Genomic DNA, 25,975 nt, shown 5'->3' with positions numbered 1-25,975 from the left:
ACCTACTCGAATAACAAAATAAATAAAATTCAGATTCATCTGAAAAAAAATAAACTTATGAAAGTACTAGTCATAGACAATTACGACAGTTTTACATACAATCTAGTTCATTACCTAGAAGATTTAAATTGCGATGTTACCGTAGTCCGAAACGACAAACTTACCCTTGACGATGTTGAACCATACCATAAAATAGTATTATCTCCAGGCCCAGGAATTCCAGACGAAGCAGGATTACTAAAAGCCATTATAGAAAGATATGCTCCAACAAAAAGTATTCTTGGCGTATGCTTAGGCCAACAAGCCATAGGTGAAGTTTTCGGAGGCTCATTAATAAACCTAGATGAAGTTTATCATGGTGTAGCAACAAACGTTACCATAACCGTAGACGATGAAATCCTTTTTAAAGGCTTAGATAAAAACATAGAAGTCGGGCGCTATCACTCATGGGTAGTAAACCCGAATTTACCAGAAAGTTTAGAAGCGACATCGGTAGATATTAACGGACAAATCATGTCTCTTCGCCATAAAACATACGATGTTCGTGGCGTACAATATCACCCAGAATCGGTATTAACTCCAAACGGAAAAGCAATTTTAAAAAATTGGATTGAAAATTAAAAAAAAACAGTATTCAGTTTTCAGTCTCAGTAAAACAGTGCTTACTCCAATGAAAACAAAATAACCAACAACAATTCTCGCTTTACGGAAATAAAAAAGAAATGAAACATTTATTAAACAGACTAATAAACCACGAAACACTTTCAACCGAAGAGGCAAAACAAGTCTTGGTAAACATATCAAACGATATGTATAATCCTAGCCAAATAACCTGTTTTTTATCGGTTTTCATGATGCGCAGTATTACTATAGAAGAGCTAAAAGGCTTTAGAGACGCGCTTCTAGAACTGTGCTTACCTATAAATCTTACCGATTTTAATGCTATCGATATTGTAGGAACTGGCGGAGACGGTAAAAACACCTTCAACATTTCTACCCTATCGGCTTTTATAACCGCAGGTGCTGGTGTTCATGTTTCTAAACATGGAAATTACGGTGTATCATCAACTTCTGGCTCATCGAATGTTATGGAACATTTAGGTGTGAAATTTTCTAATAATGAAGATTTTTTAAAACGCGCTTTAGACCAAGCAGGAATATGTATTTTACACGCACCATTGTTTCACCCAGCAATGAAAAACGTTGCTCCTATTCGAAAAGAACTAGGTGTTAAAACTTTTTTCAATATGTTAGGGCCTTTGGTTAATCCGTCCTTTCCAAAAAACCATGTTCTAGGGGTTTTTAATTTAGAAGTTTTAAGGCTTTATAGTTTCTTATTTCAAAATACAGAACACAATTATAATATCGTTTATGCTTTAGATGGCTACGATGAAATTTCATTAACAGGAAAAGCAAAAATTATTTCTAATCATACCGAAAAACTTTTTTCACCTGAAGATTTAGGCGTTTCAAAAATTAAACAAAACGCTATTTTTGGTGGAGATACCATAAAAGATGCAGCAAATATATTTGTCGAAATTATTAGTGGAAAAGGAACAGAAGCTCAAAACAATGTTGTTTGTGCCAATGCAGGATTAGCCATTGCCACTTCAAAACAAATTTCACATCAAGAAGGTTTTCAAATAGCAAAAGAATCTCTGTTTTCAGGAAAAGCAAAAATGAGTTTAGATAAATTAGTAGCATTAAGCAAGTAAAACAGTATACTGAAAATGAATATTTTAGACAAAATAGTAATCGATAAAAGAAATGAAGTCGCCTTAAGAAAGCAACTTATTCCCGTTTCGCAATTGGAGCAATCTGTTTTATTTGAACGCGCAACGGTTTCTTTAGCCAATAACTTACGAAATAGCAAAACTGGTATTATCGCTGAACACAAAAGACGTTCACCTTCAAAATCTGTAATTAACAACACTCTCAATGTTCAAGATGTGGCTTCGGGTTACGAAAATGCAGGTGTTTGTGGCATGTCCGTTTTAACCGATGGAAAATATTTTGGCGGAAGTTTAGACGATTTATTAACTGCTCGTGCAAGTTGTAATTTACCGCTTCTACGTAAAGAGTTCATCATAGACACCTATCAAATATTGGAAGCCAAAGCTTATGGCGCCGATGTAATTTTACTTATCGCTGCTGTTTTAACCCGAGAAGAAATTAAACAATATTCGGAGTTTGCAAAAAGCTTAAACCTCGATGTTCTTTTAGAAGTGCATAACGAGGCCGAATTGCAAAAATCTATTATGCCAAGTTTAGATATGCTTGGTGTGAATAATAGAAATTTAAAAACCTTCGAAGTAAGTTTAGAAACTAGTAAATTATTAAGCACACAAATACCAAACGATTTTGTAAAAGTCTCCGAAAGTGGCATTAGTAACATTGAAGCCATTAAAGAGCTTAAACCTTTTGGATATCAAGGATTTTTAATAGGTGAAAACTTTATGAAAACCGATAACCCCGGTGCAAGTGCTACTGAATTTATTAACCAATTGAATAAATAATATTTCACTGAATTTATTTTAAAACCACATAAATTGAGCATCATGAAACTGAAAGTTTGCGGAATGAAATATCAAGATAATATAACCGAGGTCGCAGCTTTACAGCCAGACTATTTAGGTTTTATATTCTACGGTAAATCGTCTAGAAATTTCGATACATCCATTCCAAAAATATCTAGCACCATAAAAAAGACAGGTGTTTTTGTTAATGAAGACTTGCAAGTTGTTATTGAAAAAATAAAAACATTCGACTTACAAGCTGTTCAATTACACGGTGAAGAATCTCCAGAATATTGTGCTACTTTAAAAGGCGAAGTACTTGAGATCATTAAAGTATTCTCTATTAAAAACGAATTCAATTTCGAAGTATTAAAACCCTACGAAAATGTCTGCGATTACTTTTTATTTGATACCAAAGGAAAACACCCAGGCGGAAATGGCTATACCTTCAATTGGAATGTTTTAAACCAATACCCATCAACAAAACCATTCTTTTTAAGTGGAGGCATTGGTGTTGATCAAACAGAAGATATTAAAGAATTCCGGAATAGTAAAGCTTCAAAATACTGCTACGCATTAGATGTAAACAGTAAATTTGAAATAGAACCCGGATTAAAAAACATAACATTATTACAAGAATTTAAAACAAACCTTAGCACAATTTTATACCATAAAAAAGAACAGGTTATGAATTATAACGTAAACGAAAAAGGCTATTACGGTGAATTTGGTGGCGCTTTCATCCCAGAAATGCTTTACCCAAATGTGGAAGAATTACGCCAAAACTATTTAAAAATAATGGCGGAGCCGGACTTTAAAAAAGAGTTCGATCAACTTTTAAAAGATTATGTTGGCCGTCCATCGCCTCTGTATTTTGCAAAACGCCTTTCAGAAAAATATAACACAAAAATATATTTAAAGCGTGAAGATTTAAACCACACTGGCGCTCATAAAATCAACAATACTATCGGGCAAATCCTTATGGCTAAACGCCTTGGAAAAACTCGAATTATAGCAGAAACAGGTGCAGGGCAACATGGTGTTGCTACAGCTACCGTTTGTGCATTAATGGGTTTAGAATGTATTGTTTACATGGGCGAAATCGATATTGCACGCCAAGCTCCAAACGTAGCGAGAATGAAAATGTTAGGAGCTACTGTAGTACCTGCGCTTTCAGGAAGCCGTACGCTAAAAGATGCTACAAACGAAGCCATTCGTGATTGGATTAACAATCCTGTAAACACACATTACATTATTGGCTCGGCTATTGGCCCGCATCCTTATCCTGATATGGTTACGAGATTCCAATCGATAATTTCTGAAGAAATAAAATGGCAATTAAAAGAACAAATTGGTCGTGAAAACCCCGATTATGTTGTAGCCTGTATTGGAGGAGGAAGCAATGCAGCAGGAACATATTACCACTATCTACACGAACCTGATGTAAAAATTATTTCGGTAGAAGCTGCTGGTTTAGGAGTAGATTCTGGTGAAAGTGCTGCCACTTCGGTTTTAGGACACGAAGGTGTTATTCATGGTTGTAAAACATTGCTGATGCAAACCAAAGACGGACAAATCACAGAGCCCTACTCTATTTCGGCTGGGCTGGATTATCCTGGCGTTGGACCTATGCATGCACACTTATGCAAAACAGGGCGTGCAGAATTTATGTCGATTACCGACGACCAAGCTATGAATGCTGGTTTAGATTTATGTAAACTGGAAGGTATTATTCCTGCCATTGAAAGCTCGCATGCCTTAGCCATTTTTGAAGAAAGAACCTTTAAACCAGACGATGTTGTTGTGGTGAGCCTTTCTGGTCGTGGTGATAAAGATTTACAGAATTATATTGAATATTTTAAAATATAAAATAACAGACGATACCGCGTTAGGGATTGAACGGCATGTTTGAGCTCCCCGACTTTTTAGGAGGGAGCGAGTAGTGAAAGCCCGACCCTTGTGGTAACGCAAAAAAACAAAAAAAGCAAAAACATATTCAATCGTAGTAAAATAGGATTTACTCGAGGGAATGAAAAAAATATTCTTATTATGAATAGAATAAACCAAAAATTACAAGAAGATAAAAAGTTGTTATCGATCTATTTTACAGCTGGTTACCCAAGTTTAACAGATACCGTTTCTATTATTGAAGATTTAGAAAAAAACGGGGTAGATATGATAGAAATTGGACTTCCATTTAGTGATCCGCTAGCTGATGGCCCTACTATTCAAGCAAGTTCAACTAAGGCTTTACAGAATGGCATGACGACTGACGTGCTTTTTGATCAATTAAAAAATGTTAGAAAAACCGTTTCTATTCCGTTAATAATTATGGGATATTTCAACCCCATGCTACAATATGGTGTGGAGGCATTCTGTAAAAAATGTCAAGAAATTGGTGTTGATGGTTTGATAATTCCAGATTTACCAGTGGATGTTTATCATGAGGAATATCAAACTATTTTTGAAAAATACGGATTAATAAACGTGTTTCTAATTACACCACAAACATCGGTGGAGCGTATTAATTTTATAGATTCTGTTTCTAACGGATTTATTTACATGGTGAGTAGCGCTAGTGTTACAGGAAGTAATTCTGGTTTTGGTGACGAGCAAACAAGCTATTTTAAACGTATTGCCGATATGAATTTAAAAAACCCACAGGTTATTGGGTTTGGAATTTCGGATAATGAAACTTTTACTCAAGCTACAGAATATGCGAAAGGTGCCATTATTGGTAGTGCTTTTATAAAACATATTACAAATAGCGGAATAAACAAAACAGATGCATTTGTAAAATCTATACTCAACTAACATGAAACTGCTTAACGACTGGAAACTTATTTGCTTACTTTGCTTAACGCTAGGTTTGGCCCCCTTTTTTCCAGAACCTCATATTATCGGCAAACTTAAATGGATATCTGGTGGAGCAACTGGAATGCAATTTAAGGACTGGTTTGATGTTTTGTTACATGGTTTTCCTTTTGTACTTTTATTACGCATTATTATTATAAAAATATTTCAAACAAAAACAAACTAAGTTTTAACCAAACAACTAGATAAGCACGTGCTAATATTATAAATTAATAAAAATTTATTCTTGCCTAAAAATAAGATAATATGAAAACAGAAAAAGTTGTAATTGTTGGTGCCGGTTTTGCTGGATTACGTCTTGCTCAAGACTTGATTAACCATCCAAACTACGAGGTTTATTTAATTGATAAACAAAATTACCACCAATTTCAGCCATTAATGTATCAGGTGGCAACTGCACGTCTTGAGCCCGCTAGTATTTCTTTTCCGTTGCGAAAAGTTTTTCAAAAGGCTAAAAACGTTAAAATAAGAATTACCGAAGTTTCTGAAATTAATTTCAACAAACAATTTGTTGCTACACCTATCGGAAACTTTGATTACAACCATTTAGTAATTGCTATTGGTTGTACCACAAACTATTTTGGCAATAAGAATCTACAAGATTTTGCTTACCCAATGAAAACTATTCCTGAAGCGATACAGCTTAGAAATAGAATTTTACAAACTTTTGAAAACGCTTTAAACACCACAGATCCAGACAAATTACAAACTTTATTAAATTTTGTAATTGTTGGTGGCGGCCCAACTGGAGTAGAATTAGCAGGTGCTTTGGCCGAGATGAAAGAAAACATTTTACCTAAAGATTATCCCGATAAGGATTTCTCGAAACTTACCATCTATTTACTAGAAGGCAGTCCACATACGCTAAGCCCAATGAGTAAAGGCTCACAAAAAATGTCGCAAAAATACTTGGAAGAATTAGGTGTTTCTGTAGTTACAAATACCTTTGTAAAAGATTACGACGGTACTATTGTAACATTAAATACGGGTGAAAAAATAAACTCGAAAAACGTAATTTGGGCAGCCGGTGTAACAGGAAACGTTATTAAAGGTTTCCCTGAAAGCTGCATAACGCGTGGTAACCGCCTTATTGTTAATCGGCAAAATGAGGTAGTGGGTTTAAAACATGTTTATGCTTTAGGTGACATTTCGTATATGGAAACACCAAAACACCCTAAAGGGCATGCACAAGTTGCTAGTGTAGCCTTGCAACAAGCTTCACTTTTAGCCGAAAACCTGAAGAAAATAATTAAAAACAAACCTGTAAAAGATTATGAATATATAGATAAAGGCTCCATGGCAACTATTGGAAAACGGAAGGCTGTGGTAGATTTGCCTAAATTCAGTTTTCAAGGACGTTTGGCTTGGTTTACATGGATGTTTATCCACTTAATGCTTATTTTAAGTATAAAAAACAAGCTCCTTATTTTCATGAATTGGATGATTAGTTATTTTAATAACGATAGTACTTTGCGGATTATAATGAAACCTATTTCAACCAAAGTTAAAACCACCAAAGAATAATGCCTTTAAATATTGTTTTAGTAGAACCAGAAATACCGAATAACACAGGAAACATTGGTCGTTTAGCGCTAGGTTCAGGTTCGCATTTACACTTAGTAAAACCGTTTGGTTTTGAAATTAGCGATTCCCGCTTAAAACGTGCTGGACTAGATTATTGGAAACATCTTTCGATAACTTACTACGAAAACATTGAGGACTTCTTCAAAATAAATAAAGATAAAAAAATGGCTTTTCTTTCCAGCCATGGCAAAAAAAATCATTGGGATATTCCTTTTGAAGATGAATTGTTTTTAATCTTCGGAAAAGAATCGGTTGGGTTGCCAAAATCCATAATTGAAACCTATTCTGAACAACTTTATAAAATACCGCTTTACAGCGAACATGTTCGGAGTTTAAATTTAGCCAATGCCGTAAGTATTGTTACTTATGAAGGATTAAGCAAGTTAAACTCTAAATAAATTTATCAGGAAATTGAATTCAAAAAAAAATAAAAATATTTTTTCATCTATTAAACCTATTTTAAAAAAACGTGTCTAAACATAAAGTTTAACTATAAAACTAATATAAATGACATCAAAAAAATTAAAATTCGGTTTAGTTATTGTAGCATTATGTGCTGTTTCTATTACTAATGCTCAAGACAAAAAGAAGCCAGATCCAGAGAAAATGTTTGCTTCTTACGATACCGACGAGGACAAACTTATAAGCTTAGATGAGTTTAAAACAAAAAAACGTAAGAAAGAAATGGAAGCAGCCGTTTTAGAAAAACGTTTTGCTAAAATTGATGCAGATAGCAATGGTACGTTAACTTTAGATGAATTTAAAGCAGGAATGGCAAAAGGAAAAGACCAAGGAAACAACAAGAAAAAGAAAAAATCTGAGTAATATTAGCTATCATTTTATAATTGAAAGACAGCCAAATAAGCTGTCTTTTTTTTTATAAATTAATTATAACATGCTACATTTTTATTCCTAATAAATAATCGTATTTTTACAGCTAATAAAACCAAATCATTTAATGGGTAAAATCATTGCAGTTGCTAACCAAAAAGGAGGCGTTGGAAAAACCACCACGTCAGTAAACCTTGCGGCATCACTAGGCGTATTAGAAAAAAAAGTATTACTTATAGATGCAGATCCTCAGGCAAACGCCAGTTCCGGAATTGGTATAGATGTAGATAGTGTAGAAATTGGAACCTACCAACTTTTAGAACATTCTAGCACTGCAAGAGAAGCTATACGCAAGACAGACACACCAAATCTAGACATTATCCCGGCACATATTGACTTAGTTGCTATTGAAATAGAACTTGTTGATAAGGAAGAACGCGAATACATGTTAAAAAAATCGTTACAAGAAATTAAAGACGATTACGATTATATATTAATTGATTGTGCACCATCATTAGGTCTATTAACTTTAAATGCATTAACAGCTGCCGACTCGGTTCTCATTCCAATTCAATGTGAATATTTTGCGCTAGAAGGTTTAGGGAAATTATTAAACACGATAAAAAGTGTTCAAAAAATACACAACCCAGAATTAGACATTGAAGGTTTACTACTAACGATGTACGATTCTCGTTTACGATTATCAAATCAAGTAGTTGAAGAAGTACAAAAACACTTTAACGATATGGTTTTTAAAACCATTATTCAACGTAATGTGCGTTTAAGTGAAGCTCCAAGTTATGGAGAAAGCATTATTAATTATGACGCAAGCAGCAAAGGAGCAACAAATTACCTGAGTTTAGCTAGAGAAATTATTACTAAAAACGCTTAATTATGGCGAAGGCAACAAAAAAACAAGCTTTAGGAAGAGGTTTATCGGCTCTTTTAAATGACCCGAGTAACGATATAAAATCGGCTGAAGACAAGAATGCAGATAAAGTTATTGGAAATATTGTTGATTTAGATATCGATTTTATAGAAGTTAACCCGTTTCAACCGCGAAGTAATTTTAGCGAAGAAAGCTTACGAGAATTAGCTTCTTCTATAAAAGAGTTGGGCATTATCCAACCTATAACTGTTAGAAAATTAGGCTTAAATAAATATCAACTCGTTTCTGGTGAACGTCGATATAGAGCCACTAAATTATTAGGTTTAGAAACCATTACGTCTTACGTAAGAATTGCGAACGACCAAGAATCGCTAGAAATGGCTTTGGTTGAAAACATTCAACGTCAGGATTTAGATCCTATTGAAATAGCACTTTCATACCAACGCTTAATAGATGAAATAAATCTAACTCAAGAGCAAATGAGTGATCGTGTTGGAAAAAAACGTTCTACTATTGCTAATTATTTACGTTTACTAAAATTAGACCCTATTATCCAAACAGGCATGCGGGACAGCTTTATTTCTATGGGTCATGGCCGTGCTTTAATTACTGTTGAAGATCAATCGATTCAATTAGATATTTACGAAAAAATCTTGACGAATAAATTATCGGTTAGAGACACCGAAGTTTTAGTTCGTAATTACAACAATGGCGAAACATTAGAAACACCTGTAAAAAAGGAAACAAATAGTGCCATGCCAAATTTTGTTAAAACAGGCATTAGCTCGTTTTCGGAATACTTTGGACATAAAATAGACGTTAAAGTCTCTAAGAACGGAAAAGGAAAAATTACAATTCCATTCCATTCCGAAGAAGATTTTAATCGTATTAAAAAATTAGTAGAAGGTGATTCAAAATAAATTTCTAATAACAAGTCTATGCACTTTTCTATGCTGCGTTTCTTTATTTGCTCAAGATAAAGCTCCAAAGGAAGATTCACTTCCAAAGGAAAAAACAAAAGAACTGCCTAAAGAATTTGTGATAGACTCTGTTCTACAAATAACAGAAGCTTACGATCCTTTAAGACCTGCAAAAGCAGCATTTTACTCAGCCATTCTGCCAGGTTTAGGACAAGCTTACAATAAAAAATATTGGAAAATCCCTATTGTATATGCTGCATTAGGAACGGGAGTTTATTTTTACATAAATAACAGTAATGAATACACGAGATATCGCGATGCCTATAAAAGTCGTTTAGCCGGATTTGAAACTGATGAATTTTATTACGATTCCTCTGGAACAAAACTAGACGAACCACGTGTAAGTACAGATAGATTAGAAACAGCACAAGAATTCTACCGAAAAAACAAAGAAATTTCACTTCTTGTAACTATTGGTCTGTATGCTTTAAATATAATAGAAGCCAATGTAGATGCACATTTACTGCAGTATAACGTAGATGAAAATTTATCTTTGGCACCACACTACCAATTCAATGAGGTCGACGCAACTAGCAACCTTGGATTAACTTTAAATTTTAAATTTTAATATGAATATTGCTTTACTCGGATACGGGAGAATGGGTCAGACCATAGAACAAATTGCTATTAAACGTGGCCATAATATTGTTTTAAAGGTTGACAAAAACGACAAAGATTACGATATCACTAAAGCAGATGTAGCCATAGATTTCAGTATTCCAGATGTGGCTTTCAACAATATTCAAAACTGCATAAACAACAATGTCCCTGTTATTTCGGGTACAACGGGTTGGTTAGCTAATTATGATAACGCTGTGGCGCTATGCGAAGAAAAAAAGGGAGCTTTTATCTATGCTTCAAACTTCAGCTTAGGTGTAAATATCTTTTTTGAATTAAATAAAACACTAGCTAAAATGATGCGTGCTTTAGAACAATACAATGTTTCTATGGAAGAAATTCATCATACAAAAAAATTAGATGCGCCTAGTGGCACAGCTATTTCTTTAGCCGAAGATATTATATCTAATAGCGATAAATATGAAGGTTGGAAACTTGATGAACAAGTAGAAAAAAACATTCCTATTGTTGCAAAACGAATTGGAGATGTTCCAGGGACACACTCTGTTACTTACGAAAGCGAAGTGGATACTGTAACAATAGAGCATATAGCTCACAATCGCCAAGGTTTTGCCTTAGGCGCTGTAATTGCTGCAGAATGGATTGTTGGAAAAACAGGGGTTTTCACAATGAACGATGTGTTAAACATTGGTTAAAAAACAAAATTAATGTAACGCAAAACTCCGTTTGGCTACTTACATGAATAAATAAAATATTAGGATTATGACGTTAATGCAGTGGTTTATATTCATTTTGATAACTCAGGTTATTCATGGATTAGGAACTTGGAAATTATATATTAAAGCCGGCCGCCAAGCCTGGGAAGCCTTTATCCCTGTTTATAATGGAGTGGTTTTAATGAAAATAATTAATCGCCCTGTTTGGTGGGTTATTCTTCTTTTTCTTCCCATTGTAAACATGATTATGTTTCCTGTTGTATGGGTAGAAACAGCTCGTAGTTTTGGAAAAAACACAACTTTAGATACTGTTTTAGCCGTTATTACATTAGGTTTTTACAACTATTACCTTAATTATGTTGCCGATGTAACTTATATTAGAGAACGTAGTTTACATCCAAAATCGGCAACTGGAGATTGGGTTAGCTCAATTCTATTTGCAATTGTTGCAGCAACTATTGTACATACGTATTTTATTCAGCCATTTACAATTCCTTCTTCATCTTTAGAAAAATCGCTATTAGTTGGTGATTTCTTATTTGTAAGCAAGTTTCATTACGGCGCTAGGGTACCAATGACAACCATTGGAGCTCCTATGGTTCATGATACTATTCCTGGCTTAAAAAAGAAATCATATTTATTTAACGATAGGTTTGAAGAACGCAAAACGTCTTTAATCAATAAATTACAACTTCCCTACTTACGTTTTCCTGGTTTCGAAAACATAGAGAGAAATGATATTGTGGTTTTCAATCAGCCCGCAGATACGCTGTTGGATATGAACGATTTTACACCAGATAGAAATTATTACAAACCCATCGACAAAAAAACTAACCTAGTAAAACGTTGTGTTGGTATTGCTGGAGATAGTTTAGAAGTTCGCGATGGTTATGTTTATATTAATGGAAAGAAAAACGAATTACCAGATCGCGCACATTTACAGTTTAGCTATTTGGTTCAACCAAAAACAAACCAATTCAACCCGGCATATTTAAAAGAACGTTACGATATTACTGATGGTTTTGGAATAATAAACGATAAGAACACATACTACTTTTCAGCTATTTCCGATGAAGCTTTATCTCAGTTTAAAAATCATCCTAATGTTGCTAGTATAACGCCTAATAAAGCCGTAAAAGGTGTTCCAGATGCTAATATTTTCCCTCAAGATCCAAATTACGACTGGAATGTAGATTTCTTCGGACCTTTATATATTCCAGAAGAAGGAAAAACAATCGATATCAACTTAGATGTTTTACCTCTGTACAAACGTGTTATTAGCGAGTATGAAGGTAATGATGTAAAAGTAAAAGGAAACCAAATTTTAATAAATGGCGAGGTCGCTAAAACCTATACATTCAAACAAAATTATTACTGGATGATGGGTGATAACCGCCATAATTCTATTGATGCGAGACGATGGGGCTTTGTACCTTTCGATCACGTTGTTGGTAAACCAGTATTTATTTGGATGAGTTGGGACGGATCTAGCCCACGCTGGGAGCGTTTCTTTACAACAGTTAGCGGTAGCGGAAAGGCGACTTCATTTTTTATTCCGTTCCTAATTCTGTTAGCAGGATATTTCGGATTTACAAAATGGAAAAAACGAAAAGCAGACAATAGCTAATTATTGACTTACGTTTATGGATAACACACTATTAGAAAGTCTACTTAAAGCCTTAGAATTTTCGCCAGAAAATATTGAATTGCGTTTTCAAATTGCAAAACTATATTCCGATGGCTTAAATTATGAAGAGGCAGAAAAGCACCTATTATTTATCTTAGATAAACAACCAACAGATGCTCACAAATTTCTATTAGCAGAATGCTATTATAAACAGAAAAAATACAATTTAACAGAAGTTATACTTGAGGAGCTTATTGAAAACAACGAAGCCCCTAATTACTTAGAACTTCAATGTTTTTGTTATATAGATCAAAACCAAACGGAAGATGCGCTAGCTACGTACCAGCGTATTCTTGAAATTGATAAAACGTTTAGAAATGAAGAGTTCGAAAATTTATTTCGCGTTCCTGTCCAAGACTTTGATGACGATTTTTTCGATGAAGATGGTATTTCATTCTTAAAAAAACCCGATATTAATTTTGACAATGTTGGGGGGATGGAAAAAGTAAAGGAGGAAATTGATTTAAAAATAATCAAACCCCTTTTACATAAAGATTTATACAAAGCATATGGTAAAAAAATTGGTGGAGGTATTTTACTTTACGGCCCACCAGGTTGTGGAAAAACTCATATTGCACGAGCCACAGCTGGCCAAATTAACGCCAACTTTATAAATATAGGTATTAATGACATTTTGGATATGTGGCTAGGTAGTTCTGAAAGGAACTTACACGAAATATTCGAAACAGCCAGAGCCAATACGCCTTGTGTCATTTTTATAGATGAAATCGATGCTTTAGGCGCTAACAGAAATGACGTTAATAAAACGGCAGGAAGAACCGTTATCAATCAATTTCTATCGGAACTTGATGGTATTGATTCAGACAACGAAGGTATTCTTGTTTTAGGAGCAACTAATGCACCTTGGTATATAGATCCTGCATTTAGAAGACCAGGACGTTTTGATAGAATCATTTTTGTAGCACCTCCAGACGAAGCTGCACGAGAATCTATCTTTAAAATTGAGTTGAAAGACAAACCAACAGAAAACATTAAATTACAAGATTTAGCTAAAAAAAGTAAAGAATTTTCTGGAGCTGATATTAAAGCGAGTATCGATATTGCTATTGAGCAAAAATTAGTAGAATCATTTAAAGATGGTATTCCAAAACCATTAACAACTAAAGATATTTTAAAAGCTTTTGGCAAAATGAAAGCATCTACCCGAGAATGGTTTAATTCTGCTAAAAACTACGCCTTATACTCCAACGATTCTGGTTTATACGATGATATTTTGGTCTATTTAAAGATGAAAAAATAATGGATAGCCCAAATCTAGAACGTGGTATTCAACTTTTTGAAATTGGCAGATATCAAGATGCTATCCCCTATTTTCAAACAGCTCTAACCGAGAATGTTAATAACAGCAATGCTAAATATTTTCTAGCCCAGTCTTTTTTTTTAACCAAAGATTTAGACAAAGCTTTAATTTTAGCTTTAGACCTTCGATCAGAAATCCCGAATTGGTCTAATGTTTATTTTTTATTATCTCAAATTTATTTACATCAAGATAAAATAAAAGAGGCAGAAGAAAATATTGACAAATCGATAGAATTAGAGCCTCATGATGAACATGCTTTCGGACAAAAAGCATACATTCAAATAACGAAAAAGAAATTTGAAGCCGCTTTAAATTTTGCTAATGAAGGATTAAGGATTAATCCAAAAAGTAATTTCTGTTTAAATGCACGAACTACGGCGTTAACTAAATTAAACAGAAAGGAAGAAGCAAAATCCACTATTGAAAATCTATTAGAAGATGACCCAGAAGACGCACACTCACACGCTAACGTTGGCTGGAGTTATCTTGAACATAACGACACAAAAAAAGCTTTAACCCATTTTAAAGAAGCGTTATCGCTGAATCCTAATTTAGATTATGCGCGATCGGGAATGGTTACCGCAATAAAATCCAAAAACAAGGTTTACAAACTCTATTTGCGTTATTCATTTTGGATGAATAAACAATCGGGTAAAAACCAATGGATTTTTATTATTGGAATTTACATTGCCTATAAACTTTCAGCCAAATTAATTTCTGCTTCTGGTTATACCTTTTTACTTATCCCTTTAATTATCGCTTATCTTTTGTTTGCTTTAGGCAGCTGGATTATGGAACCACTATCCAACATGTTGCTTATTTTAGATAAATACGGTAAATATTTACTTGATAAAAATGAAAAGCTAAGCGGTCAAATATTTTTTGGATTACTTGTTGGAGCATTAATTATGTTTCTTTGTAATGTATTTACAAAAAACGACTATTTCACTATGCTTAGTTTAACATGTTTAGCAGCTGTATTGCCATTAACACGTGGCGTTTTAGCAAATACCGAAAAATCAAAAATAATCAATCTAATTTATGGCGGTATCATGTTAGCAGCAGCCGTAGTAATGTCTTTAATTGGCAGTTCTATAGCAAGTATTGGTATTACAGTTGGTGTTATGTTTATTGCGTACACTTGGTTAAGCAACTTTTTCACAAAATAATGAGTATTTTAATTCACCCTACATATTTTCCGAGTATTGCGCATTTTGTTGCTATTGCAAATGCCGATGATTTGGTATTTGAAATGGATGATAATTTTTTAAAACAAACTTATAGGAACCGTACTTATATTTATGCAGCTAATGGAAAACTAACTTTAAACATTCCGGTAATTCATTCTCAAAAAAACAGACAAAAGTATCGCGATGTCAAGATTTTCAATGAAGAGAATTGGCAGAGTTTACACTGGAAATCCTTACTTTCCGCTTACAGGACATCACCATTTTTCGAATATTATGAAGATGAACTTCTCCCATTATTTGAAATGAAAACTGATTTTATTTTAGATTTTAATTTGAAGTGTTTTGAAGTTATTACTGAATGTTTACAACTAGACATTAACACCTCTAAAACGGAAACATACCAAACAGATGTTAATGATACTAAAGATTTTAGGTTTTTAGTAAACGCTAAAAAAGAACAACCTCAAAACTTCGAAAAATACACACAGGTTTTTAGTAACAAACATGGTTTTATTTCTAATTTAAGTATTCTTGATTTACTATTTAATGAAGGTCCGAATGCTCTAAACTATTTAGAATCTCAAACTATTACACCTCAATAATGCTACAATCTATCGCACATTATGGTTGTCATTTTCTACTTCCGCTAGCAGTGGCACTTATTTGGTTTAAACCGAATTGGAAAACGGCATATTTTATAATGATTTGTGGCATGTTAATCGATTTAGATCATTTGCTAGCTACCCCCGTTTTCGATCCAAATAGATGTAGTATAAACTTCCACCCGTTGCATACATATTATGCGCTTGCCGTTTATATTCTTCTATTGTTCTTTAAGAAAACACGTCTGGTTGGTTTGGGATTAGTTATACACATTATAGCCGATGTGGTAGATTGTTCTTTTATGTAAGCTTAACACTTAACTAGTACTACTAAAGTATTTCTTTTATTCAATAGAAATCATAAAAACCGTTATAAAGCTACATTTTTATATTGAACAACTATTCTAGACTCAAGGTTGTACTTAATGGGAAATGATCGGAAAAGTGCTCGTTATAACTTTTATATCCATTTACAGAAAAGGCTTTATCTGCAAAAATAAAATCAATACGCATCGGAAAAAGGAAAAAATCGTGCGTACGTCCGAAACCATTTCCGCCTTCCTTAAAAGTATCGTTTAAATCACCTCTAATTTTTCTATATACATACGAGAAAGCCGTATTATTAAAATCCCCACAAATAATCATTTTATATTTACAGTTCTTTTTATGTGCCAAAAACAATTCTGCTTGATTCTGTTGCGTTTTAAATGCAGTACCTATACGTAATAAAAGGCGTTCGGAATCTTCTTTTTTCAAGCTCTCTATCTTCGTGTTTATTCTTAAAGATTCTAGATGGATGTTGTAAATTCTAATAGTGTCTTTGCCTTTTACCACATCGGCAAATATAGCATTGTTTGCTGTATTGGGAAATTCAACAGATCCTGAATTTATTATTGGAAACTTTGAGAAAATTGCTTGTCCGTGTTTAAATTTTTTACCCGATAATTTTTCGAATTTATATTTAAAGTTAGATAAATTAACATTTTTATGCGGGTGATATTCCTGAATACTTAATATATCTGGAGCTTCTGCTTTTATAAAATCTACAATATTAGTTTCAATGTGATCTTCAGGAATCCACTTATAAAGATTGAAAAGCCGAACATTATAATTCATGACTTTGAAATTCTGTACCGACTCGATGTTTTTAGATGACGAAAACTTATATAAAGACCCAAAAGTTATATAAGCTATAATTAACACTAAAAGCGAGATTAGAAATTGCTTTTTTAAACGAATTAACCAATATATAAAGAATATAACATTGATGATAATTAAAAATGAAACCCCTAAATTTATTACTGATAAAAACGAAAATGTTTTGGGGGGTAAATAAGGAAAAAACATTGAAAGCAACAACAACATCGCCACAATATTGTTGACGATATATATTATTTTATTAATGAAACTTAAATTTTTCATTTTGCTTTATTTATCCTTGTAAACATACACTTTTAATTGCTTTGTTACTACCATTACCAGAAGTTCTCCCGCGTTAGGGATTGAACGGTTTGTTTGAAATCCTTTTTGTTTTCCTTCAAAACAAAAAGATTGAGTAGTGAAAGCCCGACCCTTTTCGGGTAACGCCCAAATGTTTATAATGAACTATTTACCTGCTCGAAAAAGTAATTCTTTTTCTTCGGCTGTTAAACTATCATAACCACTTTTACTGATTTTATCTAAAATAACATCAATTTTTTTCTGGTTATTAAATTCACTATAATCCGATTTTTTATAACCACCTACTTTACTTTTATTTTTATGAACGGTTTTTAAAGGTCCTTTTTTAGAGGATGAAGATTTAAACATATTTGTAATAGCATTGGCAAAACGCTCGAATCCGCTACCAATATCATTGCCTTTAACCAATTGCGTGGCATAGAAATAGCCCAATAAAGCACCTCCAATATGTGCTAAATTCCCGCCAGCATTTACGCCAAACAGACCCACAATATCTAAAACAACAATGGCCGCACCAATATACCAAAGCTTAAGATTGAACGTAAATACACGAACATCTTGGTTGGGCATATAAGCACACATAAAAATTAACAAGGCTCGAACAGCAGCCGATGCTCCCACCAAACTTGAGTTTACTCCAAAAAAACTAGGCAATAAGGCATAGCCGATAAGAAACATAGCGCCACCAGAAATTGCTCCTAAAAAATATATATTTAATGCTGTTTTTGGACTAAAAAGATTTAAAAACATGCGCCCAATAACGTAGAGCCAAAGCATATTAAACAACAGATGAATAAAATCGTAATGCACAAAGGCATAACTAACTATTGTCCATGGATTTACTAAAGCGTTGAAAAAATCGCTAGGTAATTCGAACCAACTTAATGCCGATCTAAAAATTAAACCTACTAGAAAAATAACGACGTTTACCGCAATTATTTTTTCTAATATATTAAGTCGCGTTAACTTATATTTTATGTCTGTAGTTAAACTCATTAGTTCCAACGGTTATTATTAAACTGTGTTTTTTTCCAAAAATACATAATTAAAAAGCCTGTGATTGCTCCTCCAACGTGCGCCATATATGCCGTATTACTTGGGCTAAAAAAGGACTGACCGGTAACACCTGAAATTAAGTCTAAAAGAATAATTCCTGGTATAAAGTACTTAGCTTTTATTGGAATTGGTAAAAAAATCATCATCAATTCTGCATTAGGATTCATCATAGCAAAGGCTGCCATAACTCCCATTATACAACCAGAGGCTCCTACCATACTAGCATTAAAGGCAGGATAAATCCCTTTTAACAACTCAATTTGAGACTGTGTTACTCCTGCTATGGTTTGATTACTAGAAAGCATTCCTTTTATACTTTCGGCCGATAATCCAGAGTTAAGTAATGCATTATAATCCGGCATATATTGAAAGTAATAGAAACCTACTTGTAATAAAACCGCGCCTAAACCGGCAGAAATGTATATAAACAGAAAACGTTTTGACCCCAAGGTTTGCTCTACTGGTGTTCCAAACATCCATAAAGCAAACATATTAAATAATAAGTGTGTTATACTTAAATTCTGCAGATCACCACCACCATGCATAAACATGTGCGTTATAATTTGCCAAGGTCTAAATAATTCGTTCTGCGGAAAATACATTGCAAACCATTCATAAAAACTTCCGTTCCCTATAAACAAGGTCCCTATAAACATAATCACGTTTATGATTATTAAGTGTTTAACAGTTTCTGAAATTCGCATCATAATTTATATAAATTTTTTATCTAATTCGTCAACACTCATGGTTACAAATGTTGTTCTATTAGTAGGCGAAACATTAGGCGCTTTACAAGCAAACAGCTTATTTACTAAATGTTCTTGTTCATCTTTCTGTAATGACTGCCCTGTTTTTATGGCTAAACTTTTTGCCATAGATTTTGCTAATAAATCGGTTGCCGAGAAGTTACTGTCTGGTACTTCGTTTTCTACATCACTAATTAGTTGTTCTAAAATAATAGAAACTTCGCTTTCTGGAACGCCAACGGGAACCCCTATAATCTCAATAGACTCCTCTTTAACGTTTGAAAACACAAAACCGGTATGTTCTAAATCTTCTTTTAATTGAATAATAACAGCTATTTCTTGATTTGAAAAATGTAAATCTAACGGAAATAATAATTGCTGACTTAGCGCACCTTTTATAGTAAGATGTTGAAGATAATCTTCATACAAAATTCGTTGATGGGCACGATGTTGATCGATAACCAACATACCCGATTTTATAGTACTAACAATATATTTATTATGTAATTGATACGTGGTGTGCGTTCTCTCGATATCTTTATCGAACATGGAAACTGTAGACTCTTCAGTTTCAAAATGCACTTCACTAAAATCGTGTTGTGTTTTTGTGCCTTTAGATTCTAAGCCAACGTATAAACTCTCCCAACTTTCGGTTGGTTCTTTTTTATAAGAAACGGTTCTAGGTTTAATTGGAGCTTCATCTTGAAATGGATTAAAACTCCTATCCACCTCAATACTTGGTGTATTTGTTCTAGTCGCTTCTTTTTTAAGTCCGTATGGTGTATCTAGATTTGCGTCACGGTCAAAATCTAAAACTGGCGCGATATTAAACTGGCCTAGACTATGCTTAACTGCCGAACGAAGAATGGCATAAAGTGTATGCTCATCATCAAACTTTATTTCCGTTTTTGTTGGATGAATATTAATATCTATGGTTTGCGGATCTACAGTTAGGTTTAAAAAATAACTTGCATGTGTTCCACTTTTAAGTAAACCATCATAAGCCGAAGCTATAGCATGATTTAAATAAGCGCTTTTTATAAATCTATCATTTACAAAAAAGTATTGCTCTCCTCTAGTTTTTTTAGCAAATTCCGGTTTGCCAACAAATCCAGATATTTTAAGCACCTCTGTTTCTTCTTCTACAGGTACTAATTTTTCATTAGTTTTTGTTCCGAAGATATTTACAATACGTTGTCTGTAATTACTAATTGGTAAATTGAAAGCTTCATTTCCGTTATTATAAAAAGCAAAAGCAATCCCTGGATGCGCTAATGCTACACGGTGAAACTCATCAATAATATGACGTAATTCTACATTATCCGATTTTAAAAAATTCCGTCTGGCAGGAATATTAAAAAATAGATTTTTAACAGAAATCGAAGTTCCTTGTGGCGTTACTACCACATCTTGATCGGTTACTTTACTCCCCTCTATAATTATGGTATTCCCAACATCATCTTGAGGTTGCTTGGTTTTCAATTCTACATGCGCAATAGCCGCAATACTTGCCAAAGCCTCTCCACGAAAGCCTTTGGTATGTAGTTGAAATAAATCTTCCGCACTTCGGATTTTAGATGTTGCATGACGCTCAAAACTTAATCGGGCATCGGTAGTACTCATTCCTTTACCGTTATCGATAACCTGAACCAATGTTTTTCCGGCGTCTTTTATTATGAGTTTAATAGAGTCCGCTCCTGCATCAATTGCATTTTCAAGCAATTCTTTGACTACAGATGCTGGACGTTGAACAACTTCTCCAGCAGCAATTTGGTTTGCGACGTGGTCGGGTAAAAGCTGTATAATGTCTGCCATATAATTATTTAGAAAAGAATATAGATAAATCGAAATCGATGATGAATAAAAATATAACTAACAAAATGCCCACAATAATTAAAACGCGACGGTTAGCTTCATGACCTCTATTGTGCTTTAATTCGTTTAAAGCATTATTTAATTTTGACTTAAAATTTTTATTTGCACCAACAGTTGTTCTGTATTCATCGAACTTATGTTTAATTTCAAAAGGGTTTCCTTCGCCTTTATCATCAAAATAACGCGGTGTATAACTAAATTTCTTGTTTTTTTTTGCCTTTAAGATTCCCATAATTCGCGAGTTTTTTAAGTAATTTGTATTACATGTATTTTTTTTCTAGTAAATACATACAAATCAATAATAATACCAAAAATAAAAGTAAGGTTTTTACTGGCATAGTACCACGTACTTTACGCTTAACTTCACGATTTTCTTTCCATTTAGAAATATAATCTTTGGTATTAGAATCATCATTTAAACTAGAATCTGTTCTGTTTTCTTTTGAAAAACGAGACTGATAATCAAAGGTTCTATGTTTACGCTGTTTAAACAAAATCTAGTAGTGTTATCTTCCAAAAATACTTAAAAATAGGGAGAAACTGGGCTTTGAAATGCTAAAAATATCTAAAATTTAGACAGTAAAATCAGTAAACCTAACCCAATTAAAATATCAAATTCCAAAGGATATAATAAAACATCTTTGGAATTTTCAATAAATTTTAAAGCTGGCCTTAACTATTTTTACGTAATTCTGCCATTTTAATCGCCGCAATAGCAGCTTCAGTACCTTTATTACCGTGTTTGCCACCAGAACGATCTATAGATTGTTGCATGATGTTATCGGTAAGTACACAGAAAATAACCGGAGTTTCTTTCTGTACGTTTAAATCTTTAATACCTTGAGTTACACCTTCACAAACAAAATCGAAATGCTTGGTTTCGCCTTGTATTACACAGCCAATTGCTATAACGGCATTTACCATTTGCTCCTGCATTTTTTTACATCCGTAAATTAGCTCAAAACTTCCTGGCACATCCCAGCGCACAATATTGTCTGGCTCTACACCATTTTCTATCAAAGCATCATATGCGCCTTTATACAAACCTTCGGTAATGGTATCATTCCATTCAGAAACAACAATCCCAAATCGAAAATCTTTCGCATTTGGGATTGTTGTTTTATCGTAATCCGATAAATTTTTATTTACTGTTGCCATATATGGTAAAACTATTACTTGTTAGCCAACACCTGCGCTTTTCCGATAAACACATCTACAGTAGATGCTTCGGTAGCGTTTGGATATTTTTCTTTAATTTGAGTAAAGTAAGACAACGCTTTATCAGCTTTTCCTAAATCTAGAGCGATAGCACCTGCCTTGTATAAATACATTGGTGTGGTATATTCGTTATCTCTCATGTTAGCAGCCTCTTCATAATACCCTAAAGCATCCTCTTTTTGGTTTAATTGCACAAAGGCATCACCAATATTTCCTTTTGCTAAAGGTGCTAAAACTTCATCATCACTATCAAAATCACTTAAATGCTCAACCGCATTCTTATAATCTTTCAATCTTAAATACGCTGTTCCAGCATAATAGCTTGCTAAGTTAGCTGCTTCTGTACCGCTATACTCTTCAATAATATCTAACATTCCAAATTTACCTTCACCACCATTTAAGGCTAGATTATAAAGTGAATCTTTAGCCACACCTGTTACAGCTTGGTCAAAATATTTTTGAGCTTGGAACATATCGTTCATTGCATTTTCTTGCTTCGGACTAGCAACAAATTCTTTGTATGCTAAAGACCCTAAAACAACTAATGCAACAACACCAATAATGATAAAAATATATTTTTGGTTTTTTGCTACAAAGTCTTCCGTTTTCGAAGCTGTTTCATCAAGGGTGTTAAAAACTTCAGCCGTTGTTGATCCTTCTTCAATATCGTGTTCCTTTTCAACTTTTGTTTTTGGTTTGTAACCTCTCTTATTATATGTAGCCATGTTCTATATTCTATTAATGTGGCGCAAAAATATAATTTTCTTCAGAACTAAAAGGGTATTTATTTGATATTTTTCAATAATTTGCACTTCTTTTCAAGACTTCACCCTCTTTATGCGCTTTAAGTTGCTATTTATATGATTTTAAAATCACTTTCGTTACTCAATTATAAAAATTTTGATAGCAAAACATTTGCTTTCAATGAGAAAATTAACTGCATTGTTGGAAATAATGGCATCGGAAAGACCAATGTACTCGATGCTATTTATCATTTATCCTTCGGAAAAAGTTATTTTAATCCAGTCGCAACTCAAAATATTAAGCATAACGAAGAGTTTTTTGTAGTGAATGGTGACTATGAAAAAGATGAAAAACCAGAAAAAGTAATAGTCAGTTTAAAACGCGGACAAAAAAAAGTAATTAAACGTAATGGTAAAGCTTATGATAAATTTAGCGAACACATTGGTTTTTTACCTTTAGTTATTATTTCGCCAGCCGATAGAGATTTAATTACGGAAGGCAGTACCACACGTCGAAAATTTATTGACAGTGTGATTTCGCAAAGTGATAATAGCTATTTGAGTTCTTTAATTAATTATAATAAAATTTTAGCGCAACGCAATGCATTGTTGAAGTATTTTGCATTAAACCACACTTTTAACAAAGATACGCTAGACGTTTATAACAGCCAATTAACAGACTTTGGAACTAAAATTTTCGAAAAACGTGATGCCTTTTTAAAAGAATTCATCCCCATTTTTAAGTCTAGATACGAAGCCATTAGTAATGGTAATGAAAACGTTGATTTAAATTACCATAGTGATTTATTTGAAAGTGATTTAAATACACTTTTAAATAAGGTTATTAATAAAGATAAGGCATTGCAATACACAAGCGTTGGTATACATAAGGATGATTTACATTTTAATATTTCCGGACATCCAATAAAGAAATTTGGAAGTCAAGGTCAGCAAAAATCATTCTTAATTGCTTTAAAATTGGCACAATTCGATTTTATAAAAGCGCAAAGCGGCGTAAATCCTATATTATTATTAGATGATATTTTTGATAAACTAGATGAACAACGTGTATCTCAAATAATTAAATTGGTTGATGATGAGAATTTTGGACAACTTTTTATAAGTGATACACATGCCGAACGCACCGAAAACGCCGTAAAACAAGTACATCAGTCATATGAGATTTTCAAATTATAATAGGGATGCATTTAGAATGTTATTATCAAAGTTTTAGATGAACCCACTATTGAAGAAATAAAAGCCAACGATTATCAAATTGATATATTAATCCACAATCTACCGACAGACTTTGTAATTACATTTATACTTCGCTCATCTGCGGAAGTAAAACAAAAAAATCTTGAAGCTTTTGAAACTCATCGAGATTCCTTAATTAAAAAAAACAACATTTTTAACAGAGATAGAATCGTTTAAAAACTATAATTTTGGTACTTTTAAAGTTGAGGCCATTAGAAATTATTTTTAGCGGTTGGCTTCAAAAAAAAGAACACGTAAAAACACTGTTCAATTTCAACATATAAGCTACAGAACTCTCACATATTTAACCTCATGGCAAAACGCATTAACGACAACTTAAGTATACAAGACGCATTAAAGGAATTTGTAACAACAAACAGATTAGAAAAAGGTTTAGATAAAGTTAATGTTGCTGATGCTTGGGCAAAACTTATGGGTAACGGCGTAAACAACTACACTAGTTCTGTTGCTTTGGAACGCGAAACACTATATATAGAACTTAGTTCTAGTGTACTTCGAGAAGAATTAAGTTATGGTAAACAAAAAATAATTAACATGCTAAATGAAGAGTTAGGCAAGGATATTATTAAAAAACTGGTTTTAAGATAATTAGGCTAAAAAAAATATATTAAAATTTTTAATATATTTTGGTTATTTATTATTTTTTACATTATCTTTGGCACTTAATTATTTATAATACACATTAAAATGAGTAAAGGTACCGTAAAATTCTTCAACGATTCTAAAGGTTTTGGATTTATCACAGAAGATGACAACAACAAAGAACATTTCGTACACATTTCAGGACTTATCGATGAAATTCGTGAAGGTGATGCAGTTGAATTCGATCTACAAGAAGGTAGAAAAGGATTAAACGCCGTAAACGTAAAAGTAATCTAAGATTTATACTTTAACAATTACAACTTTAAAAGTCTGTCAATTTATTTTGACAGACTTTTTTGCTTTAAAAACTTACACTAACCTATTTGCCTAAATAATTTGTGGCATCACTTTTGTATTACATATATTAATAATTTAATATTTATAATACAATGAGTAAAGGAACAGTAAAATTCTTCAACGATTCTAAAGGATTCGGATTTATAACAGAAGAAGGTTCAAACAACGAACATTTTGTTCACATTTCTGGATTAATCGATGAAATTCGCGAGGGCGACTTAGTCGAATTCGATTTACAGGAAGGCAAAAAAGGATTAAACGCCGTAAACGTAAAAGTAATTTAGTATATACTAGTAAACTTTTTTAAAACAAAAATCCCGCAACAAATGTTGCGGGATTTTTTATATAATATATTTTCAGAATTAAGGTTCCCAATTAATAGGAACCACTTTCAAAAAAAAAAAAACTTAAAGGTAAGCCTTTAAATAATTTCCTAATTAAAACTGCTCTCTTCCAGCGAAATGAAACTCACCTTCAATAAATGCGTTTTCATCACTATCACTACCATGTACAGCATTTTCACCCATAGATGTTGCATACATTTTACGAATAGTACCTTCTGCAGCATCAGCAGGATTTGTAGCCCCGATTAACGTTCTAAAATCGTTCACTGCGTTTTCTTTTTCTAAAATAGCAGCAACTATTGGACCTCTTGTCATAAACTCAACTAATTCTCCAAAAAATGGACGTTCGTTATGTACAGCATAAAATGCTTCAGCGTCAGCTTTTGTCATTTGTGTTAATTTCATAGCTACAATTCTAAATCCTGAAGCTGAAATCTTTTCTAATATTGCACCAATGTGTCCGTTTTCAACAGCGTCTGGCTTAAGCATTGTAAATGTTCTATTTGTTGCCATTTTTATTTTTTTAAATTTCTGCAAAAATACATT

The 25,975-nt window shown here is 33.1% G+C and carries 31 protein-coding genes and 1 pseudogene; 23 read left to right on the top strand and 9 right to left on the bottom strand.

The window, feature by feature from the left end:
* The first annotated feature begins 57 nt into the window (after positions 1 to 57).
* From M4I23_RS18710 to M4I23_RS18625, 19 genes and pseudogenes are all read left to right on the top strand, one after another.
* Positions 58 to 621, top strand: coding sequence for an aminodeoxychorismate/anthranilate synthase component II (locus M4I23_RS18710; protein WP_158847541.1), 564 nt, complete (start codon positions 58 to 60; stop codon positions 619 to 621).
* 101 nt (positions 622 to 722) lie between these two features.
* On the top strand, positions 723 to 1,715 hold the full coding sequence (trpD, locus tag M4I23_RS18705; RefSeq protein ID WP_158847539.1) for an anthranilate phosphoribosyltransferase: 993 nt from the start codon (positions 723 to 725) through the stop codon (positions 1,713 to 1,715).
* Between the two features lie 15 nt (positions 1,716 to 1,730).
* Positions 1,731 to 2,516, top strand: coding sequence for an indole-3-glycerol phosphate synthase TrpC (gene trpC, locus M4I23_RS18700; protein ID WP_158847537.1), 786 nt, complete (start codon positions 1,731 to 1,733; stop codon positions 2,514 to 2,516).
* A 42-nt stretch (positions 2,517 to 2,558) separates the two neighbouring features.
* A pseudogene (locus tag M4I23_RS19875) lies at positions 2,559 to 3,146 on the top strand (phosphoribosylanthranilate isomerase); the annotation flags it as partial.
* A gap of 57 nt (positions 3,147 to 3,203) precedes the next feature.
* Complete coding sequence (gene trpB / locus M4I23_RS19870; RefSeq protein WP_306799999.1) at positions 3,204 to 4,385, top strand: tryptophan synthase subunit beta; 1,182 nt, start codon at positions 3,204 to 3,206, stop codon at positions 4,383 to 4,385.
* A gap of 180 nt (positions 4,386 to 4,565) precedes the next feature.
* Positions 4,566 to 5,330: a tryptophan synthase subunit alpha gene (gene trpA / locus M4I23_RS18690; RefSeq protein ID WP_249755400.1), complete on the top strand. Its 765-nt coding sequence runs from the start codon at positions 4,566 to 4,568 to the stop codon at positions 5,328 to 5,330.
* 1 nt (position 5,331) lies between these two features.
* Complete coding sequence (locus M4I23_RS18685) at positions 5,332 to 5,556, top strand: hypothetical protein (RefSeq protein WP_249755399.1); 225 nt, start codon at positions 5,332 to 5,334, stop codon at positions 5,554 to 5,556.
* Between the two features lie 80 nt (positions 5,557 to 5,636).
* Entirely contained in the window at positions 5,637 to 6,914 is a 1,278-nt protein-coding gene (locus tag M4I23_RS18680) for an NAD(P)/FAD-dependent oxidoreductase (protein WP_249755398.1), read from the top strand.
* Entirely contained in the window at positions 6,914 to 7,372 is a 459-nt protein-coding gene (locus M4I23_RS18675) for a tRNA (cytidine(34)-2'-O)-methyltransferase (protein WP_249755397.1), read from the top strand. The genes M4I23_RS18680 and M4I23_RS18675 overlap by 1 nt, the downstream gene beginning before the upstream one ends.
* A 109-nt stretch (positions 7,373 to 7,481) precedes the next feature.
* Positions 7,482 to 7,799, top strand: a complete 318-nt coding sequence (locus M4I23_RS18670) for an EF-hand domain-containing protein (protein WP_249755396.1) — start codon at positions 7,482 to 7,484, stop codon at positions 7,797 to 7,799.
* Positions 7,800 to 7,932: 133 nt separating this feature from the next.
* On the top strand, positions 7,933 to 8,697 hold the full coding sequence (locus M4I23_RS18665; protein ID WP_158847522.1) for a ParA family protein: 765 nt from the start codon (positions 7,933 to 7,935) through the stop codon (positions 8,695 to 8,697).
* Between the two features lie 2 nt (positions 8,698 to 8,699).
* Positions 8,700 to 9,614, top strand: coding sequence for a ParB/RepB/Spo0J family partition protein (locus M4I23_RS18660; protein ID WP_158847520.1), 915 nt, complete (start codon positions 8,700 to 8,702; stop codon positions 9,612 to 9,614).
* Complete coding sequence (locus M4I23_RS18655; protein WP_249755409.1) at positions 9,604 to 10,242, top strand: DUF5683 domain-containing protein; 639 nt, start codon at positions 9,604 to 9,606, stop codon at positions 10,240 to 10,242. The genes M4I23_RS18660 and M4I23_RS18655 overlap by 11 nt, the downstream gene beginning before the upstream one ends.
* A gap of 1 nt (position 10,243) precedes the next feature.
* Positions 10,244 to 10,948: a 4-hydroxy-tetrahydrodipicolinate reductase gene (gene dapB, locus M4I23_RS18650; protein WP_249755395.1), complete on the top strand. Its 705-nt coding sequence runs from the start codon at positions 10,244 to 10,246 to the stop codon at positions 10,946 to 10,948.
* A gap of 67 nt (positions 10,949 to 11,015) precedes the next feature.
* A complete protein-coding gene (lepB, locus tag M4I23_RS18645; RefSeq protein ID WP_158847516.1) occupies positions 11,016 to 12,596 on the top strand; it encodes a signal peptidase I in 1,581 nt (526 codons plus the stop codon).
* A 16-nt stretch (positions 12,597 to 12,612) separates the two neighbouring features.
* Positions 12,613 to 13,917: an ATP-binding protein gene (locus tag M4I23_RS18640; protein WP_158847513.1), complete on the top strand. Its 1,305-nt coding sequence runs from the start codon at positions 12,613 to 12,615 to the stop codon at positions 13,915 to 13,917.
* Positions 13,917 to 15,146: a lipopolysaccharide assembly protein LapB gene (locus tag M4I23_RS18635; protein ID WP_249755394.1), complete on the top strand. Its 1,230-nt coding sequence runs from the start codon at positions 13,917 to 13,919 to the stop codon at positions 15,144 to 15,146. Before M4I23_RS18640 ends, M4I23_RS18635 begins: the two co-directional genes overlap by 1 nt.
* Positions 15,146 to 15,769 carry a WbqC family protein gene (locus M4I23_RS18630; protein WP_249755393.1) on the top strand — a complete coding sequence of 208 codons (624 nt, stop codon included), beginning with the start codon at positions 15,146 to 15,148 and terminating at the stop codon, positions 15,767 to 15,769. Before M4I23_RS18635 ends, M4I23_RS18630 begins: the two co-directional genes overlap by 1 nt.
* Positions 15,769 to 16,077, top strand: a complete 309-nt coding sequence (locus M4I23_RS18625) for a DUF6122 family protein (RefSeq protein ID WP_249755392.1) — start codon at positions 15,769 to 15,771, stop codon at positions 16,075 to 16,077. Before M4I23_RS18630 ends, M4I23_RS18625 begins: the two co-directional genes overlap by 1 nt.
* Before the next feature lie 91 nt (positions 16,078 to 16,168).
* Here the strand turns inward: M4I23_RS18625 and M4I23_RS18620 are convergent, their stop codons facing one another.
* From M4I23_RS18620 to M4I23_RS18585, 8 genes are all read right to left on the bottom strand, one after another.
* Positions 16,169 to 16,885 (bottom strand): endonuclease/exonuclease/phosphatase family protein, encoded by a 717-nt coding sequence (locus tag M4I23_RS18620; protein ID WP_249755391.1) that lies wholly within the window; start codon positions 16,883 to 16,885, stop codon positions 16,169 to 16,171.
* 489 nt (positions 16,886 to 17,374) lie between these two features.
* Positions 17,375 to 18,226, bottom strand: coding sequence for a rhomboid family intramembrane serine protease (locus M4I23_RS18615; RefSeq protein WP_158847503.1), 852 nt, complete (start codon positions 18,224 to 18,226; stop codon positions 17,375 to 17,377).
* Positions 18,226 to 18,993 (bottom strand): rhomboid family intramembrane serine protease, encoded by a 768-nt coding sequence (locus M4I23_RS18610; protein ID WP_249755390.1) that lies wholly within the window; start codon positions 18,991 to 18,993, stop codon positions 18,226 to 18,228. The genes M4I23_RS18615 and M4I23_RS18610 overlap by 1 nt, the downstream gene beginning before the upstream one ends.
* A 3-nt stretch (positions 18,994 to 18,996) precedes the next feature.
* On the bottom strand, positions 18,997 to 20,847 hold the full coding sequence (gene mutL, locus M4I23_RS18605) for a DNA mismatch repair endonuclease MutL (protein WP_249755389.1): 1,851 nt from the start codon (positions 20,845 to 20,847) through the stop codon (positions 18,997 to 18,999).
* Between the two features lie 4 nt (positions 20,848 to 20,851).
* Positions 20,852 to 21,139, bottom strand: a complete 288-nt coding sequence (locus M4I23_RS18600) for a riboflavin synthase subunit beta (RefSeq protein WP_249755388.1) — start codon at positions 21,137 to 21,139, stop codon at positions 20,852 to 20,854.
* A gap of 28 nt (positions 21,140 to 21,167) precedes the next feature.
* Positions 21,168 to 21,401, bottom strand: coding sequence for a hypothetical protein (locus tag M4I23_RS18595; RefSeq protein WP_158847495.1), 234 nt, complete (start codon positions 21,399 to 21,401; stop codon positions 21,168 to 21,170).
* A 178-nt stretch (positions 21,402 to 21,579) separates the two neighbouring features.
* Positions 21,580 to 22,065, bottom strand: a complete 486-nt coding sequence (ribH, locus tag M4I23_RS18590; protein ID WP_158847493.1) for a 6,7-dimethyl-8-ribityllumazine synthase — start codon at positions 22,063 to 22,065, stop codon at positions 21,580 to 21,582.
* A gap of 14 nt (positions 22,066 to 22,079) precedes the next feature.
* Positions 22,080 to 22,850, bottom strand: coding sequence for a tetratricopeptide repeat protein (locus M4I23_RS18585; protein WP_158847491.1), 771 nt, complete (start codon positions 22,848 to 22,850; stop codon positions 22,080 to 22,082).
* 135 nt (positions 22,851 to 22,985) lie between these two features.
* Here M4I23_RS18585 and M4I23_RS18580 point away from each other — a divergent pair, with 135 nt between their 5' ends.
* From M4I23_RS18580 to M4I23_RS18565, 4 genes are all read left to right on the top strand, one after another.
* Complete coding sequence (locus M4I23_RS18580; RefSeq protein WP_158847489.1) at positions 22,986 to 24,065, top strand: DNA replication/repair protein RecF; 1,080 nt, start codon at positions 22,986 to 22,988, stop codon at positions 24,063 to 24,065.
* A gap of 372 nt (positions 24,066 to 24,437) precedes the next feature.
* On the top strand, positions 24,438 to 24,734 hold the full coding sequence (locus tag M4I23_RS18575) for a DUF721 domain-containing protein (protein ID WP_158847487.1): 297 nt from the start codon (positions 24,438 to 24,440) through the stop codon (positions 24,732 to 24,734).
* Positions 24,735 to 24,833: 99 nt separating this feature from the next.
* Positions 24,834 to 25,025 carry a cold-shock protein gene (locus M4I23_RS18570; RefSeq protein WP_034044451.1) on the top strand — a complete coding sequence of 64 codons (192 nt, stop codon included), beginning with the start codon at positions 24,834 to 24,836 and terminating at the stop codon, positions 25,023 to 25,025.
* A gap of 152 nt (positions 25,026 to 25,177) precedes the next feature.
* Entirely contained in the window at positions 25,178 to 25,369 is a 192-nt protein-coding gene (locus tag M4I23_RS18565) for a cold-shock protein (protein ID WP_158847485.1), read from the top strand.
* Positions 25,370 to 25,522: 153 nt separating this feature from the next.
* Here M4I23_RS18565 and M4I23_RS18560 read toward each other — a convergent pair whose 3' ends face one another.
* Complete coding sequence (locus tag M4I23_RS18560) at positions 25,523 to 25,942, bottom strand: nucleoside-diphosphate kinase (RefSeq protein WP_158847483.1); 420 nt, start codon at positions 25,940 to 25,942, stop codon at positions 25,523 to 25,525.
* Positions 25,943 to 25,975 lie beyond the last annotated feature (33 nt).

The sequence above is a fragment of the Algibacter sp. L4_22 genome (assembly GCF_023473045.1).
In the GTDB taxonomy this organism is placed as follows: Bacteria; Bacteroidota; Bacteroidia; order Flavobacteriales; family Flavobacteriaceae; genus Algibacter.
This window is presented reverse-complemented; position numbering and strand designations above follow the sequence as displayed.